Origin of the sequence: Deinococcus apachensis DSM 19763 (assembly GCF_000381345.1) — a bacterium.
Lineage (GTDB): Bacteria > Deinococcota > Deinococci > Deinococcales > Deinococcaceae > Deinococcus > Deinococcus apachensis.
Window position 1 is genome coordinate 12,806 of sequence record NZ_KB906419.1, and the last position, 16,082, is coordinate 28,887.

18 protein-coding genes are annotated in these 16,082 nt (G+C 69.7%); 11 read left to right on the top strand and 7 right to left on the bottom strand.

Annotated elements, in window-relative coordinates:
• Positions 1-65: 65 nt before the first annotated feature.
• Positions 66-941: a sulfurtransferase gene (locus F784_RS0119795; protein ID WP_019588458.1), complete on the top strand. Its 876-nt coding sequence runs from the start codon at positions 66-68 to the stop codon at positions 939-941.
• Positions 942-950: 9 nt separating this feature from the next.
• Here the strand turns inward: F784_RS0119795 and F784_RS0119800 are convergent, their stop codons facing one another.
• A complete protein-coding gene (locus F784_RS0119800; RefSeq protein WP_019588459.1) occupies positions 951-1,448 on the bottom strand; it encodes a thioredoxin-like domain-containing protein in 498 nt (165 codons plus the stop codon).
• A 70-nt stretch (positions 1,449-1,518) separates the two neighbouring features.
• Between F784_RS0119800 and F784_RS0119805 the strand changes: the two genes are divergently transcribed.
• Positions 1,519-2,100 (top strand): 3'-5' exonuclease, encoded by a 582-nt coding sequence (locus tag F784_RS0119805; RefSeq protein ID WP_019588460.1) that lies wholly within the window; start codon positions 1,519-1,521, stop codon positions 2,098-2,100.
• On the opposite strand, the gene F784_RS0119810 is transcribed toward F784_RS0119805, so the two are convergent.
• Positions 2,101-3,558, bottom strand: a complete 1,458-nt coding sequence (locus F784_RS0119810; protein WP_019588461.1) for an MBL fold metallo-hydrolase — start codon at positions 3,556-3,558, stop codon at positions 2,101-2,103.
• 89 nt (positions 3,559-3,647) lie between these two features.
• Here F784_RS0119810 and F784_RS0119815 point away from each other — a divergent pair, with 89 nt between their 5' ends.
• Both F784_RS0119815 and F784_RS0119820 read left to right on the top strand, forming a co-directional pair.
• Positions 3,648-4,145 (top strand): universal stress protein, encoded by a 498-nt coding sequence (locus F784_RS0119815; protein ID WP_019588462.1) that lies wholly within the window; start codon positions 3,648-3,650, stop codon positions 4,143-4,145.
• Positions 4,142-5,056 carry an L-lactate dehydrogenase gene (locus tag F784_RS0119820; RefSeq protein ID WP_019588463.1) on the top strand — a complete coding sequence of 305 codons (915 nt, stop codon included), beginning with the start codon at positions 4,142-4,144 and terminating at the stop codon, positions 5,054-5,056. Before F784_RS0119815 ends, F784_RS0119820 begins: the two co-directional genes overlap by 4 nt.
• Before the next feature lie 266 nt (positions 5,057-5,322).
• Here F784_RS0119820 and F784_RS0119825 read toward each other — a convergent pair whose 3' ends face one another.
• Genes F784_RS0119825 through F784_RS0119835 form a run of 3 tightly spaced genes read right to left on the bottom strand, consistent with a single transcriptional unit; the run spans position 5,323 to position 7,946 of the window.
• Positions 5,323-6,426, bottom strand: a complete 1,104-nt coding sequence (locus F784_RS0119825) for an LptA/OstA family protein (protein ID WP_019588464.1) — start codon at positions 6,424-6,426, stop codon at positions 5,323-5,325.
• A 9-nt stretch (positions 6,427-6,435) separates the two neighbouring features.
• On the bottom strand, positions 6,436-7,326 hold the full coding sequence (locus F784_RS0119830; protein ID WP_019588465.1) for an LptA/OstA family protein: 891 nt from the start codon (positions 7,324-7,326) through the stop codon (positions 6,436-6,438).
• Positions 7,323-7,946 carry a hypothetical protein gene (locus tag F784_RS0119835; protein WP_019588466.1) on the bottom strand — a complete coding sequence of 208 codons (624 nt, stop codon included), beginning with the start codon at positions 7,944-7,946 and terminating at the stop codon, positions 7,323-7,325. Before F784_RS0119835 ends, F784_RS0119830 begins: the two co-directional genes overlap by 4 nt.
• A 124-nt stretch (positions 7,947-8,070) precedes the next feature.
• Between F784_RS0119835 and F784_RS0119840 the strand changes: the two genes are divergently transcribed.
• The 5 genes from F784_RS0119840 to F784_RS0119855 all read left to right on the top strand — a co-directional run bounded on the left by F784_RS0119840 (position 8,071) and on the right by F784_RS0119855 (position 12,443).
• Complete coding sequence (locus F784_RS0119840; protein WP_019588467.1) at positions 8,071-8,844, top strand: TatD family hydrolase; 774 nt, start codon at positions 8,071-8,073, stop codon at positions 8,842-8,844.
• Positions 8,845-9,207: 363 nt separating this feature from the next.
• The gene (locus F784_RS0119845) at positions 9,208-10,413 is read left to right on the top strand and encodes a CaiB/BaiF CoA transferase family protein (RefSeq protein WP_026332606.1); all 1,206 of its coding nucleotides are present in this window, start codon (positions 9,208-9,210) and stop codon (positions 10,411-10,413) included.
• Positions 10,410-11,570, top strand: a complete 1,161-nt coding sequence (locus F784_RS0119850; protein WP_019588469.1) for an acyl-CoA dehydrogenase family protein — start codon at positions 10,410-10,412, stop codon at positions 11,568-11,570. Before F784_RS0119845 ends, F784_RS0119850 begins: the two co-directional genes overlap by 4 nt.
• Before the next feature lie 8 nt (positions 11,571-11,578).
• The gene (locus F784_RS26440; protein WP_157465397.1) at positions 11,579-11,968 is read left to right on the top strand and encodes a hypothetical protein; all 390 of its coding nucleotides are present in this window, start codon (positions 11,579-11,581) and stop codon (positions 11,966-11,968) included.
• Positions 11,907-12,443, top strand: a complete 537-nt coding sequence (locus tag F784_RS0119855; protein ID WP_157465398.1) for a ribonuclease H family protein — start codon at positions 11,907-11,909, stop codon at positions 12,441-12,443. Before F784_RS26440 ends, F784_RS0119855 begins: the two co-directional genes overlap by 62 nt.
• A gap of 11 nt (positions 12,444-12,454) precedes the next feature.
• Here the strand turns inward: F784_RS0119855 and F784_RS0119860 are convergent, their stop codons facing one another.
• Together F784_RS0119860 and F784_RS0119865 are read right to left on the bottom strand one after the other, a co-directional pair.
• The gene (locus F784_RS0119860; protein WP_157465399.1) at positions 12,455-13,048 is read right to left on the bottom strand and encodes a hypothetical protein; all 594 of its coding nucleotides are present in this window, start codon (positions 13,046-13,048) and stop codon (positions 12,455-12,457) included.
• Positions 13,049-13,203: 155 nt separating this feature from the next.
• Complete coding sequence (locus tag F784_RS0119865) at positions 13,204-14,118, bottom strand: magnesium transporter CorA family protein (protein WP_019588472.1); 915 nt, start codon at positions 14,116-14,118, stop codon at positions 13,204-13,206.
• A gap of 78 nt (positions 14,119-14,196) precedes the next feature.
• Between F784_RS0119865 and F784_RS0119870 the strand changes: the two genes are divergently transcribed.
• A complete protein-coding gene (locus F784_RS0119870; protein WP_026332607.1) occupies positions 14,197-14,577 on the top strand; it encodes a fluoride efflux transporter FluC in 381 nt (126 codons plus the stop codon).
• Complete coding sequence (gene xseA, locus F784_RS0119875; protein WP_019588474.1) at positions 14,574-15,794, top strand: exodeoxyribonuclease VII large subunit; 1,221 nt, start codon at positions 14,574-14,576, stop codon at positions 15,792-15,794. The genes F784_RS0119870 and xseA overlap by 4 nt, the downstream gene beginning before the upstream one ends.
• The last annotated feature ends 288 nt before the right edge of the window (positions 15,795-16,082 follow it).

The following is a 16,082-nucleotide window of genomic DNA, read 5'->3' on the forward strand; positions in this document are numbered from 1 at the left end:
TTTTCTCTATCACCGTCCGAGAGGCGGATTTTTTATTGGTGTTCACCCCGGTGTAGCCTGCGGGCATGACCGCCTCAGAGACCCCGCTGCCCGAGTCCCCCCTCAAGGCCGCCACCTGGCTGGTTGAGCATCTGGCCGACCCCCAGGTGCGTATTCTGGACTGCCGGTACGCGCTGACTGATCCGCTGGTGGGGCGCATCGCCTACCTGGAGGGGCACATGCCGGGCGCGGTCTACGCCGACCTGGAAACAGATTTGAGCGGGCCAGTGCGGCCGGATGGTGTGGGGGGACGGCATCCACTGCCCGACCCACAGGTGTTCTCCGCCTGGCTGGGCAGCGTTGGTATCAGCAACGACAGCGTCGTGGTCGCCTACGACGACCCGAGTACCGGTCAGGGCTTCTATGCCACCCGGGCGTGGTGGCTGCTGCGCTGGCTGGGGCACCGGCAGGTGTACGTGCTGGACGGCGGCTGGCCCGCCTTTCTTGCCGCGGGGGGACGGCCAGGCACCGACGAGCCGAGCCACGCCCCCGCGACCTTGGCCCCGAATGTGCAGTGGGAGATGGTCGCCACGGTGGGGGACGTGCAGGACCGGGACTTGGGGACACTCCTGATCGACGCCCGCGCCCCCGCCCGCTACCGGGGGGAGGTGGAACCGCTCGACCGCAAGGCGGGGCATATCCCCGGGGCGGTGAACCGCGAGTGGGCCGGGGCGCTTGACGAGGGCGGGCACTGGCGGGACGCGGAGGCTCAGGCCGCCCGGCTGAATGCGGGAGACGCCCCCACCATCACCTACTGCGGGAGCGGGGTGAGCGCCACCCCGAACCTGCTCGCGCGGGAACTCGCCGGGGTGCCGCTGGGGCCGCAGAACCGCCTCTACGCCGGGTCGTGGAGCGACTGGATCAGCGACGACGGGCGGCCCGTGTCGACGGGCGAGGAGTAGGCTCCCGGCCTACCTCGTCCCCCCATACCCGCCCGAGCAGGCCGCGCCGCGTTCCGGGGCGGTCGGGCCCTGCTCGTACTTGTCGAGGAAGGCTTTCAGGCGGCCGTCGGTGGCGGTATCTACGGCGAGCTGCGCGTTCCAGGCGCTGATGACGACCGGGGAGGGCAGCCCCTCGTAGGGGCTCAGGAGGGTGTAGGGGCGCCCGTCCACGAGCCCCTTGAGCGCCACCACACCCTCGGCATCCAGGTCCGGGCGGTACGTGATCCACACTGCCCCGTGTTCCAGGCTGTGGACGGCGTACACGTTGTACAGCGGCCGGTCGTACATGCCGCAGTTCTGCCAGATGGGGTTGTGGGGGCCGCCCGCCGGGGGGGTCTCGGCGTAGACCAGGGCGCCGCTGCGGTGGTCGCCGCCCTGGTAGTTGAAGGTCTTCACGCCTTGCAGGCCTTTCTGCCCGCAGGCGGCGAGCGAGAGGGGCAGCAGGGCGAGGAGCAGGATTCTGGTCATCAGGCTCCAGGGTAAAGGTCAGGCGTGAAAAACGTATCCCGTTCCTTCAGCGGACGTGGGAGGCTAGCGCATGACCCCCTCCCGACTCGCCGCCCTGAACCAGCCCATCATCTTCGTGGACACCGAGACGGGCGGGCGCGACCCGGCCCGGCACCCACTCCTGACGGTCGGGCTGGTGACCCTGACGCCCAGGGGGGAGGTCACGCGCCCCCTGCACCTGCGCGTGCGGCATGAGCAGTACGACGTGGACGAGGAGGCGATGGCCGTGAACGGGATCGACCTGGCGGCGCATGACGCCGAGGCTCGACCTGCCGGGGAGATCGCGGACGCCATCCGCGCCTATGCCGGGGAGGTCGGGCGGGTCATGCTGGGCGGGCACAACCTGCACTTCGACACGGGGTTCCTGCGGACGCTCCTGCCGAACCTGGGGGAGGTGTTCCGGCGCGGGCGGGTGGACACCAAGCTCACCGCGCAGTTCCTGATCCACGCCGGGCGCCTGCCGAGGAAGCTGGGCACCGGCCTCGACGGGCTCGCCGGACATTTCGGGTTCGAGTACCGGGCGCACGACGCGCTGGAGGACGCGGCGGTGACGGCACGGGTGTACGCCGAGCTGCTGCGGCTGACCGCACCCGGCGAGGCTGAGCCCTCCTGACTATTCGCCCCCCACGCTGTCCTGAGCGTCGTGCCCCCCCACGGGCAGACCGGGCGGGCGCCCCCCCGGGAAGGTCGTACTCAGCAGGTCCACCTCCCGGCGGTCGGGCATCAGGGTTCCCGTCAGGCCACGCGACGCCAGCACGGGCAGGAAAGCCTCCATCACCTCCGGCTCGCCGTGAGCGAGCCACACGCGGGGCGTGCCGGTGGTGGACAGGAAGGCCAGCAGGTCGTCCTGGTCGGCGTGGGCGGAGAAGCCGCCGATGGTGTTGACCCGGGCGCGCACGGCGACCTCCTCCCCCATGATCCGGACGGTGTCGGCCCCGGCCACGATCCGGCCCCCCAGGCTGCCGGGCGACTGGTAACTCACGATCACCAGGCTGGTGCTCGGCTTCCAGAGGTGATGCTTGAGGTGGTGCTGGATGCGCCCGCCCGTCATCATGCCGTTGCCTGCCAGGATGATCGCCGGGCTGTCGTAGCGGTTCAGGCGCTGCGACTCGGCGCTCGTGAGGACCACGTGCAGGGTCGAGGGCCGGAAGGGGTCTTCGCCGTTCTGAAGGGCCTGGCGGATGGGCGGGATCAGCTCATCGCCGTACTCGAAATATTCGGAGGTGGCGCGGGCCGCCATCGGAGAGTCGAGGAAGACGGGGATGCGCGGCACCTCGCCCGACTCCATCAGGTTCCTCAGGGTGTAGAGGATCACCTGCGCCCGCTCGATGGCGAAGGTGGGGATCAGAATCTTGCCGCCCGCCCGGATGCTCTGCCGCAGCGCGTCCCGGAATTCCGCCAGGGTGGCGGGCAGGGAGCGGTGGCGACGGTCGGCGTACGTCGTCTCGATCACGACCGCGTCGGCGGGTGGGGGCGGCGTGAAGTCGAGTTGCAGGCCGCTCTCGCGGTTGCCCAGGTCGCCCGACAGGATCAGGCGCTCGCCCTCCGCCTCGACGAGCAGGTAGGCACTCCCCAGGATGTGCCCGGCCCGGAACGGCGTGACCCGCAGCGGCCCCACCCGCGCCGCCTCCCCGAAGCGCAGGGAGGGGCGCAGCAGGGCGAGGGTGCGGTGAACGTCGTCCTCGTCGTACAGCGGCTCCGGCACTTCCGCCTCACGGCCTACACGCCGGGCTTTCCGCAGGGCCTGGCGAAAGCTCTCCACCTGAAGGCGGGCGGAGTCGAGCAGCACCGTCTCGGCCAGGGCCGCCGTGGGCGCCGTGCAGTGGATGGGTCCCCGGTAGCCCTGCCTCACGAGGAGCGGCAGCCTGCCGACATGGTCGAGGTGCGCGTGCGTCAGGATCACGGCCGCGAGGTCCGGGGGGTCAAAAGGGAAGGGTTCGCGGTTGCGGGCCTCCAGATCCTCGTCCCCCTGGAACATGCCGCAGTCGATCAGGACGGCCCCGCGCGCGGTGGTGAGGAGGTGGGCGCTGCCCGTGACGGTGAGCGCCGCCCCCAGACTCTGAAGGTGCATGGGGCAGTGTGACGCGGTCACGCCCCGGGCAGCTTTACCCAACCTTCAGAAAGTGGGCGGGCCTGACAGGGTGGGTGTACGTTCGGCGCATGACCGATCCTGTGATTCTGACGGCGGGTACGGGTGGAACTGGCGGCGCGGCGGCCCGGACCTTCGGGCGCATTGTGGTGGGCACCGACTTCTCGCCCGCCGCCGACCATGCCCTGGAGGTGGCCCGGACCCGCTTCCCGGGCGCGAGCCTGCACCTCGTCCACGTGACGGACACCCGGGTGACCGCCACGCCCGACCTGGGGGGCGGCCTGACCCCGGGCAGCGTCGACCCGACCCTGCTTCAGACGATGGAGGACGCCGACGGGGGCCGCCTGGCCCGCCTGGCGCGGGAGGGCGAGGAGACGGAACTGATGGTGGGCGACCCGGTGACGGGCATTCTGGACGCCGCGCAGCGCTGGGAGGCGGACCTGATCGTGGTCGGGACGCACTCGCAGGGCGCGCTCGAACATTTCCTGCTGGGCAGCACGGCCGAAAAATTGGTGGGCCGCAGCGCGGTACCGGTCCTCACCGTGCGGCTGCCGGGGGGACGGCGGTGAAAGTCGGCGTGGTCGGGGCGGGACTGGTGGGAGCCACGGCCGCCTACGCCCTGACCCTGCGCGGCTCGTGCAGCGACCTCGTGCTCGTGGACAAGGACGGGGGCCGCGCCCAGGCCGAGGCGCAGGACATCGCCCACGCGGCGCCCGTCAGCCACGGGACCCGGGTGAGCAGCGGCGACTATGCCTCTTTAATGGACTGCCGGGTCGTCGTGGTCGCCGCCGGGGCGAACCAGAAGCCGGGCGAGAGCCGCCTGGACCTGCTGGACAAGAACGCCGCCATCTTCCGCGAGGTGATCCCCTCGGTCGCGGGGCACGCCCCGGAGGCCGTGCTGCTGATTGCCACCAACCCGGTCGACGTGCTTACCGACCTCGCCACGCGCCTGGCGCCGGGGCAGCCCGTGCTGGGCTCGGGCACGGTCCTCGACTCCGCCCGCTTCCGCCACCTGATCGCCGAGCGGGCGGGTGTGGACGCCACCCACGTCCACGGGTACGTCCTCGGCGAACACGGCGACAGCGAGGTCCTGGCCTGGAGCACCGCCACCGTGGCGGGCCTTCCGGTGGCTGATTTCATGAGGGCGCGGGGCCGGGAATGGTCGGCCGCGATGCGGGACGAGATCGACCACGGGACCCGCGCGGCCGCTGCCGCAATCATCCAGGGCAAACACGCGACCTACTACGGCATCGGCGCGGCCCTCGCCCGCATCACCGAGGCGATCCTGGGTGACCGCCGTGCGGTCCTCACGGTGAGCGCCCCCACGGACGAGTACGGCGTCAGCCTGAGCCTGCCGCGCGTGGTCGGCGCCCAGGGTGTGGAGGACACCCTGATGCCCTCCCTGACGGAGGAGGAGCGGGTCGCACTGGAAGAGAGCGCCGGGGTATTGCGCGAGACGGGTCGGCGGCTGGGGGAGTAGCGTCGGCGCCACAGGATGCCTGCAAGCTTGAGGGGGGAGGTTGGGACCCGCAGAGCTGCTTGCAGAGGGGTGAGCGGGCATGCTCCGCCGCGCGACTGGGAAGACCGGCAGGGCATCTAGCGGGCGCTCAAGGTGGTCACACGCCCCCTCACCCCAACCCTCTCCCACGAGGGGAGAGGGGAGAATTGCGTCCTTTCCGTGTTTTTTTATATAGAGGATATACGTGCAGCATCTACCCCATGGGGGCAGCAGAAAAAACCCCCGGCTCAGGAGCCGGAGGGATCGGGGGTGGGGTCGGGCGCGGGCTGATCGGGGGGCGTTTCCGGCGGCGTAGTCGGGGGAGTGGTCGTCGCAGGTGTCCCCGAGCTGGAGTCCCCCTGCTCCCCGTCCTGGAACTCGCCCGTGATCGTGCCGCCGTCCGCCGCGCGGGCGACGACCTCGTTGCGGTCGAGGTCGTAGAGGAGTTCCTGGGCGCGCAGCACGTCGCCGCCCTGGGTGCTCTCGGCGGGCTGGTCCGCGGTACCGATCAGCCGGGCGGTGTTCGCCTGGTCGTCGTATTCGACCCGCGCCGCCTTGCTGACGCGCCCCCCCTTGCTGTTCAGCACGACGTTGCCCACGAGCACCGTCTGCTCGGCGTCCACGTCCACCTCGATGCTCGCGCTGCTGCCCGTCAGGGGGCCGTCGTCGGAGGGGCGAATGAAGGAGATCGGGCCGTCGATGCGGGCGATGCCGTCCGACTCGTCGTACACCAGCTTCTCGCCCTTGAGTTCGGTCTTACCCTGGGTGACAAGCACGGTGTCGGGGGCGGGTTTGGGGGTGGCTTCTACAGCGCAGCGGCTCAGGCGGTCGGTCTTGCCCTCCGGCGCGTTCTCCAGAAAACGGGCCGTTCCCGCGCTCGCCTCCACACGCCCGTCGCCCCCCTCACCGTTCTCGCCCTGCCGCTGGGTGACGAGGGCCAACGGCACGCGAATCACGTTCTTGTCGATAGTAATGCGGACCCCGCCCGGCCCCGTCTCGCTGAAGACGGCGAGGCTGGGGGCATCCTCCGGCTCGTCGTCCTGGCGGCTGCAGATGGTGAAGATGCCCGTCTCGTCGCTCGTCCCCGTCCGCACGATGCGGATGCGCCGCTCCTGCCCGTCGTCGCCCTTGCGGACAAGTTCGAGGCTGGCGTTCTCGGCCTCGTTCCCGGTGGGGGGAGTGGCGTCCGTCGTCTGCGATGTCTCCGTTTGCGACGGTGCAGCCTGGGGGGCAGAGGTAGGAGCAGGTGCCGGAGCAGCGGCTGGCGGCGGGGAAGTCTCCTGCGCCAGCACATACGCGGGTAGGGTCACCCCCACGAGGAGGGCCAGGGTCAGGGCCAGCGGGCGCCGCACGGCCTGAGTCTACTTGTCACCGAGCACGTCGAACTGCTCGGTGGGGATCTTGAAGGGCGTGTTCAGGGCGCGCACGCGGGCGAGGTCGGTGCGCTGCTCCAAGGCGCCGCTGGCAGGGGCGCGGACGGTCACCTTCGTCTTGCTGTCCACGCTGACGGCGTTGCCGATCACGTAGGCGACGTTCTTCTTGTCGTCGTAGTACACGGCGTTCCCGGTCGTCGTGAGGGTGCCCTGCACGAGCTTGACGTTGCCGCGCACGTACAGCGTCTTGTTGCCCGTCAGCGCCCGCACCTCCTGCCCGGTCATCACGAGTTCCTTCTGGTTGCCCTTCGGGGCGCGGGTCAGGCTGGGCGAGCCGGTGAGCTGCGCGAGTTCCTTGTCCTCGTCGAAGATCAGCCGGTCGGCCCGGCCACTCTGGTTGCCGCTCTTCATCTGGACGTTCCCAGTACTCGTGGAGATGTTGTTGTCCACGTCCAGGCTCATCTCGGTCGCACTGATGTTGACGGGGTCGTTGCTCTTATCCCGCGGCACGAAGGTCGCGCTGGGACTCGCGCTGAGGACGCCCCGACCGTTGGCCTCGCTGTAGGCGAGCTGCCCACCCTTAGCCGTCAGACCGCCGCGCGTCACCTGCACGGTACCGCTGAAGTTCGCCGTACGCTTGCCCTTGGCGTTCGTAAGCGGCGTCCCGGCGGGCGCTGCGAGCGTCGCCTGCGAGGCCTGAATCTGGAGGGTGCTGACCGTCGCCTTGACCGGGCTGCCCGAGAAGGTGAGCGGTCCGTTCCGCAGGTCACCTCGCGGCGCCCCTTGAATGTTGATGATGCGTTTTTCCGAGGTCGTCTGCGCGAGAACGGTCGTGGCGGCCAAGGCCGCGATCAGGGCGAGTCGTCTGGGGTTATTCATGTGCGGTCTCCTTGATTTTTCGATGTGGCGACAGGCTTGTGAAGCACGCGCTTCCCGTTCTCGCACGTTTCAGTCCCGTCCAAGTCTGAGCTGATATCGGACGGACCAGCATCCAGAATGACGAAGTCGAAGCTCATCTGGAGGTTGGGAATACGGCCTTTGAGCGAAGGGGCATCAATGTCTGTCAGAGGTGCGCTGAAGCCTGTCCCCTGCTCGACCCGCACGGGCTGCTCGTCGTTGCCCCGCAGTTCGATATCCGCACACTGCTGCACCAGGGTGATCTTCGCCTGACTCGTCATCATGTTGTCCTGCGCGTCGATGGTGAGGTCCGGCGCGGCCAGCGTGGCGTCCAGCACGGGGCGACCCTGGCGGTCCCTCACCCAGCGCCCGCCGTTCGAAAGACCCGCGAGGTGCGTCTCCCCCTTGAGCGGATCGCTCGTCACGTCCGCCGCCCGGAAACGCCAGACGGCACTGGGGTCGCGCGACGGATAGAGGGTAAGCGACACGCCGCGCAGGGTGGCGCCCGTCTGCGGCCCGCCCAGATCGCGCGAGGGCAATAGCGCGAACACCAGCGCGAAGATTCCCAGCGCGAGCAGCGCGTACACCCCGGCTTTCAGCACGACGGCACTTTAGCGCCCCCGCCTCATGAGAGTGGTGGGCCGGGGCTGACTGGAGGTGAGGAGGGATGGGGGCAGTGGAGGGGCACCCTTTTTCACCCAACGCGCACCGCGTACCCTCTCCCCCATGATCGACACCCACTGCCACCTCGACTTTCTCGACGACCCGGCCTCGGCGCGTGGGGAACTCGGCCTGACGGGCATGGTCTGCATCGGCGCCAGTCCCGAACACGCGCGCAACGCCGTGGCCCTGGCCGAGCAGTTCGGGGACGTATGGGCCACCGTGGGCCTGCACCCGACGGATACGGAGGAGGACAGCTCGGACGTTCGCACCGACCTGGAAGCCCTGGCCCTACACCCCCGCGTGGTCGGCATCGGCGAGAGCGGGCTGGACGACTACTGGGACGACACGAAAAGGGAGGCGCAGCTCTCCGCCTTCGAATGGCAGCTCGACCTGGCGCGCCGGGTGGGCAAGCCGCTCGTCATCCACGTGCGCGACAAGGCAGGGCAGGACTCCGCGCAGCGGGGCGTGATAGACGTGCTGGCGGCCTGGCCGGACGTTCAGGTGATCCTCCACTGCTTCAGCGGTCACCCCGGCCTGCTGGCGTTCGGCGTGGAGCGCGGAGCGTACTTCGGCTTCGCGGGCAACACGACGTACAAGAACGCGCGGGAGATTCAGGAGGCCGCACGCACGGTGCCCCAGGACCGCCTGCTGGTGGAGACGGACGCGCCCTTCCTCGCCCCCGTGCCGAAGAGGGGAAAGCCCAATCGGCCCGGCTACGTGCGGCACACGTTGGAGTTCATCGCGGGGCTGCGCGGATTGGACGCGGACGAGCTGGAACGGGTAACGGACGCGAACGCGCGCCGGGTGTACGGGCTGCCGGGGCAAGGGGGCGCGTGATCGCCTGCAAGACAGCCTGTCTCCCCCACAGACCGCGCCGCAGGGCGTGCCTGCTCACCCCCTCCCAACCTTCCCCTTCCAAAGGGGACTGTTTACCGCTCCACACGCCCTTCCCCTTGAGAGACTTCTATAGACCACTTAATCCCCAGTGGGAGGAGTTTTTCGGGCTTTTCTCCAGCCCGATTCGCCTGGTGGGCCTCGCGCCAACCGGGCACCCCTAGCTTCACGGCGGGTCGGGGAAAAACAGGGCGTAGACTACCCAAGTTTGCACAGTTCGTCACCGACGTACCCGGGACTCCTTCCCGAGCCTCACCCTCATGGAACCTGCACCCATGTCAATCCAGTTCATTTCTCACAACAGTCATGACCCAAACCCCATCCCCTGACCTGCCGCTTTCGGGCGTGCGTGTCATCGACTTCACCCGAGTGCTCACGGGTCCCTACTGCACGATGCTTCTGGGGGACCTGGGGGCGGACGTGATCAAGATCGAGCCGCCCGGCGGGGACGACACCCGTGCCTGGGGACCGCCGTATCAGCGGCACGGCGAGGCGCGGGAATCCACCTACTACCTCAGCGTGAACCGCAACAAGCGCAGCGTGGTGCTGGACCTCAAGGAAGAGCGGGACCTACGGGCCGCGCGGGCACTGATCGCCTCGGCCGATGTGCTGGTGGAGAACTACCGCCCCGGCACGCTCGACCGCCTGGGCCTGGGCTGGGAGGCGCTGCACGCCGAGTTTCCCCGGCTGGTTTACGCGGCGATCAGCGGCTTCGGGCAGGAAGGGCCGTACCGCGACCGCGCCGGGTACGACGTGATCGCGCAGGGGATGGGCGGCCTGATGAGCTACAACGGCGAGGAGGGCCGCCCGCCTGTGCGGGTCGGTGTGGCCGTGGCGGACGTGTTCGCCGGGTCGCTGACCACCCAGGCGATCCTGGCCGCGCTGTACCAGAGGGAACGAACCGGGGTAGGCCGACGGGTGGACGTGAACCTGCTGGAGGGCATCATCTCGCTGGGCACCAGCCAGATCAGCCGCTACCTGAACGGCGGGCAGGTTCCGGGGCCGCAGGGCAATGACCACCCCTCCATCGTGCCGTACGGGACCTTCCCCTGCGCGGACGGGATGGTCAACGTGGCGGCGGGCAACGACAGCCTGTGGCGGCGCTTCTGCGCGGCACTGGAATTCGACTCGTTGGGCAGCAATCCCCAGTACGCGACGAACGAGGGCCGTGTTCACGCCCGCGAGGCGCTGAACGCCGAACTCTACCCCGCCCTCGGGCGGTACACCCGCGCCGAGATCATGCGGCGGCTGGACGCCGCGGGCGTGCCCTGCGGCCCGGTGAACAACGTGCGGGAGGTCTTCGAGGACCCCCACGTGAGGGATCAGAACATCGCCGTAACGGTCCCGCATGCCGCTCTCGGCGAGACGACCGTGACCGCCCCACCCTGGAGCTTTGGCGGGAAGCGCCCCCCGGTCCGCCGCGCTCCGCCCACCCTGGGTCAACACACCGCCGAGGTGCTGGCCGAACTCGGCCTGACTGAACCCGCCCTAGCCCCCGAGGAGACCCCATGATCGACGAATTCGCCGTCTTCGACCTGCTGACCCCCGACGAGCGCCTGATCCGCGAGAGCGTGCGCTCCTTCTGCGACGCCGAACTCCTGCCCCACATCGCCGATTGGTGGGACAGCGGCGAGCTGCCCGTGCGGGACGTGATGCGGCAGTTCGGGGAAATGGGCCTGCTCGGCCCCACCACCCCCGAGGAGTACGGCGGCGCGGGCACCTCCTACAGCGCGTACGGCGCGATGATGTACGAGCTGGAGCGGGTGGACAGCGGCCTGCGGAGCGCGGCCAGCGTGCAGGGCAGCCTGGTCATGTTCCCGATCTCCACCTACGGCAGCGAGGAGCAGAGGCGGAAGTACCTCCCCGGCCTGGCTTCGGGCGAACTGATCGGCTGCTTCGGCCTCACCGAGCCCGACGGCGGCTCCGACCCCGGCGCCATGCGGACCCGTGCCCGGCGTGACGGCGACGAGTACGTCCTGAACGGCAACAAGATGTGGATCACCAACTCCCCGGTCGCCGACCTCGCCGTGGTGTGGGCGAAGGACGAGGAGGGTACGGTGCGCGGCTTCATCGTGCCGACCGACGCGCCCGGCTTCAGCGCGCCCAAGATTCAGCGCAAGATGAGCCTGCGCGCCTCGGTGACTGGCGAGATCGTGCTGGAAGACTGCCGCATTCCCGCGGAGAACCTGCTGCCGGGTTCGGGCGGCCTGAAATCCCCGCTCTCCTGCCTCACCTCCGCTCGCTTTGGAATCGCGTGGGGAGCGATGGGGGCGCTGGAGGTGATGCTCCAGACGGCGCTGGACTACACCGGGAGCCGCACGACCTTCGGCAAGCCCATCGCGGGGCGGCAGCTCGTGCAGGACAAGCTGGTGAGGCTGGCGACGGACCACTCGACCGGGCTGCTCCTCGCGTGGCGGCTGGGGGGGCTCAAGGACGCGGGGCGGATGAACTTCGCGCAGGTCAGCTATGCCAAGCGCAACAACGTGCGCGCCGCGCTGAATGGCGCCCGCCTCGCCCGCGAGATGTTAGGGGGCAACGGCATTACCACCGAGTACCCGGTGATCCGCCACATGCTCAACCTGGAGACCGTGGACACCTACGAGGGCACGCACGACATCCACACCCTGATCGTCGGGCGGCACCTGACGGGGGTGGGGGCGCTGGAGTAGCGCCGGGTATGGGGGGCAACCCGCCAAGTCGACCCGTCCATGGGCGGGCTACCCTGCTCGCCCTGCACGAGGGACACGGGATCGGCTACGAACTGGACGGGGTGACTTACGGGGTCGTGTGGCCGGGCACTGGAGGGCCGGGTGAGCCCGAGGCCGCCCGGGTCGCCCTCCTCCACGCCGCCGCACTGGACCTGCTGGAGATTGAGGTGCAGTGGCCCATGGCAGTCCCGCCGGTAATCCACGGAGGGGTGCGGCTCATCCCTGGGACCGTGGCTGGAGACCCAACTCCAGCCCTCCAGGCCGCCCGGCTGGCCCTGGTTCTGGCACGTCTGGCAGGTGCCCTCGACGGAAGAGCGCGAGGTGCTGCGGCAGGAACACCGTCCCCTCGCCACGCATGAGGTCGTCCTCCATGCCGACGGCAGCGCGGACAAGGGGGACGGCAGCCTCAGTGTGGGCTACACCCTGAACGGCAGGCCCCACGCCGCTTTTCTGGGGGAACGGGGCCACGAGCACCTGGCCGAGCGGGAGGCCATTCGGCTGGCCCTCGCTCATGCCCAGCTGCTGGGATACGAACGGTTCCGGGTACGGAGCGACCACCGCTTTCACGTCCGGCGCTACGCCGAAGACCTGATTCACCGGGGCCGCCGCAAGTCGGGCTCGCTGGAACGGCTGGACGCGCTGGTGGACGAGCTGAGGTCTTCCGTCTCCTTCGAGCACATTGGAACGAACGCGACTGACGCCCCACACCGCCTGGCCGTCCATGCTCGCGCCCTGCACCGGTTGGCGCTGGGGCAGCCCCTCTCCCGTTCGCAGGCGGTGGCGCTGCGGCGGGTGCATTTCGCGCGCAGGCTGGGAGGCAGGGTGTTGTATTGAAGGGGGCGGGGCTACCCCACCCGCCCCACCTCCCGCCCGTTCCGGAACTGATGCACGGCGGTGTGGTCGCCCCCCTCCGTCACGCCGAGTTCGACGAGCAGGCCAACGGCGTACCGGAATAGCCCCTGTTCACCCAGCAGCGTGTACCGCTGGAGTTTCTCCTTCGCGTCCAGCATGCTGCCCCAGCCCCGGGCGTCGCCCAGCAGCCGCACCTCGACGACCAGCACGTTGAGGTGGTTCTCCTCGCGGTAGTGGACGATGATGTCAGGGTAGGCGTGAGTGACGCTGTGGGCGGCGGCCTCGGCCTCGGCCTCGCTCAGGCCTTGGCGGATCAGGTTCTTCCGCAGGTCGCGCTGGCGGGGACGGCTCATGTAGGGGAAGTCGTAGGTCGGTTCGTCGACCCGGCTGTTGCGGCTGTACTCGCAGTCGGTGTGAAAGCCCGGAAACTGCCGCTCCAGGTACACGGCGAGCCGGTGGACCAGGCTTTTGGGGTTGAGCCTGCGCTCGATCAGCGGGCGGTCGAACGCCCACAGGTCGGCGAGCGCCCGCCCAAACCGCTGGAGGACGACCTCTTCCTCGGGACTCTGGAGTACCACGGGCGGCATGGGCCAGCGTACCCGAGGTTCCGCCCAGGCGCCCAGGTGAGAGTTGGACAGGCTCAGTGCTGGGAAGCCGGAGACCGCCGTGAGCCGGGGTTGCGGCGCCCTGGACTTCTTCCGTACGCCCGGATGGACGATCAGCAGCGCAAGGAGGCCACGGCTCACCACCATCCGCGCCGCTTGAAGTAGTACGCCAGCAGGCCACCGATCAGCAGGAAAGTCGCCCAGGCGAAGGCGTACCCGTAGCGCCAGGGCAACTCCGGCATGTGCTCGAAATTCATGCCCCACACGCCTGCCAGGAAGGTCAACGGCAGGAAGACCACGCTGACGGCGGTCAGGGTCCGCATCACCTCGTTCATGCGCTGGCTCTGGAGGCTCAGGTGCAGGTCGAGCAGGCTGGTGAGGTAGTCGCGCAGGCCGTCCAGGCGGCTGCTCGCCCGGCCGAAGGAGTCGTGGACGTCGCGGTAACGCACGAGGTCCGGGCTCCCGGGGTCGCTGTACCGCACGAGCAGGAGGGTCGCCTCGCGGGCGTCGGCGCTCAGGCGGCGGGCCTGGCCGAGCAGGTGCTTGAGGTCGAACACCTGCGAGATGGGGTTGTGGCGGTGATCCCTGAAGACCTCCTCCTCCAGGGCGTCCACCCGCCCCTCCAGCATGTCGGCGAGGGCGAAAAAGGTGTCGGCGGTCTGGTCGAGGAGTTCGTACACGACCTCGCCCGGGGTGTTCACGCTCTCGCGGCCCACCAGGTTCCAGACGCTCGCCAGTGCCCGGGTTCCCGCGCTGCTCAGGGTCAGCACCGCGTGGGGAAAGGCAAAGATGCTGACGCGTTCGGTGAACTCGTCGGGCTCCTCGGGCCGGACGAAGGAGCGGACGGTGATAAAGGCGTGTTCGGGGTAGCCCTCAGCGCGGCTCCAGTGCCCCTGTTCCAGGGCGTCCTCGACGGCGAGGCGGTTGAGGGGAAAAGCCGAGCGCAACCGGGCGAGTTCCTCCGGCGTCACGCCCTGCGCGTCCACCCAGACACCTCCGGTTTCCCCGTTCCAGGCGAGGTCGGCTCCGTTCAGGGTTTTGGCGCGGATCATCGGGAAGATCGTAGAGCGTGGCGCGCGGAACGTGGGCGGCCCAGCCTCTTTTCCCCGCGCTCCCCTATCCTGTCTCCCGTGAGCGGCAGGTTGTGGCTGGGGTTGATGCTGGGGGGCGCGGTGGGGGCCGCGTGCCGCCAGGCGGTGGTGCTGGCCCTCACGCCGCTCGTCCTGCGAACCGGGTTTCCGGTGGCGGTGCTGCTCATCAACGTCCTGGGCTCCTTTCTGCTGGGCCTGACCGTGGCGCTCGTCGGGCGCGGGGTGTGGCCGGAGGCGGTGCGGGTGGCCTTCGGCACGGGGGTGCTGGGCGCCTTCACGACCTTCTCGACGTTCAGTGTGGAGGTGGACGACCTGCTGGGGCGGGGGGCGGTCGGTCCTGCCACGTTGTACGCGGGGCTGAGTGTGGTTTTGGGCGTGGTCGCGGCGGTGCTGGGTCGGCACCTGGGGGCGCGGCTGTGACCGGACGCAAACGCAAGAAGAGCGAGACGGTGCGCCCCCCCGAGCAGTTCCTCGACCTGGCGGACGTGCTCGTGTACGTGGGACAGGTCATCGCACGCGGGATGCCGGGAGCCGTCTGGGTCCGGGCGGAAGTCGCCGCCCTCACCGACCGGCGCCACCTCTACCTCGACCTCGTGCAACTGGAGGACGGGGTGGAGGTCGCCAAGTGCCGCGGGACGGTCTGGGCGCGCGAGCGGTACGCGCTGGAGGGCAAGTTCCGCCGCGCGACGGGCGGGACGCTGACGGCGGGCCTCAAGGTGCTGCTGTTCTGCACGCCGGAGTTCCACCCCCAGTACGGCTTCTCCTTGAATGTACTCGACGTGGCACCCGAATTCACACTGGGCGACGCGGCCCTGCGGCTGGAGGCCCTGCGGGAGACGCTGGTGCAGGAGGGCGTGTACGGCCGCAACCGCGCGCTGACCGCCCCGGCCGACTTCGCCCGGGTGGCCGTGATCAGCCCCCGCGAGGCGGCGGGCCTGGGTGACTTCCGCCGCGAGACGGATGCCCTGGAGGCCGCCGGGGTGGTCGAGTTCCTGTACCTGGAGGCGACCTTCCAGGGACGCGAGGCCTCCGCGAGCCTGACAGAAGCCATCGCGGACGCCCGGGCGGCCCACGAGCAGGCGCCGCTGGACGCCCTCGTGGTGATCCGCGGCGGCGGCGCCGTGACCGACCTCGCCTGGCTGAACGACCTGGAGGTGGCCCGCGCCCTCGCCACCTTCCCCGCGCCCGTGGTCACCGGCCTGGGCCACGCCCGCGACGACACCCTCCCCGACGAGGTCGCGTGTATTCGGACGGACACGCCCAGCAAGGCCGCGGGCCTGATCGTCCGCACGGTCGCCACCGCCGCCGCCCAGGCGCAGGAGGATGCCCGCACCATCCGCGCCCGCGCCCGTGACGCCCTGGTGAACGCGGATGCGGGGGCCAGATGGACGCTCGACCGCATCCTTGGCACCGTCCGCCGTCAGGCGGACGCCGCCCGGGCAGAGACGGACGCGCTGATGCGTCAGGCACTGGGCCTCACCCCCGAGCGGACGCTGGCCCGCGGCTACGCGCTGGTCCGGGACGCGGCGGGCACCCCCGTCACCCGCGCCACTCAGGTCGAACTGGGACAGCCGCTCACGCTGGAATTCGGGGACGGCACCGTGGGCATTCGGGTGACGGAGAACGGCGAGCGTTGAGGGGGAGTTGGGGACAGGTCCCGATGCCAGATCAGATGCGGGGCGGGCCTGGGTGTTTTCCCTTTTGCCCGGAGGTGTGTCTGGTACAGCCTATAGAGGGCAAGCGTTGCTTGCCACCCCCCTCCCCACCTCCCCGCAAGGGTGGAGGAGTAAGGGCGCCAAAGCTTTCGCTTTTGAAAACCGTCTCCTGTGGACGTCCCACACGCGGCTGACGCACACACGGCCTTCACCCCACCTTGCTCGCGCAGCGAGACGATGGGCTGGTGACCGAGAGAACAGCAAGATCAA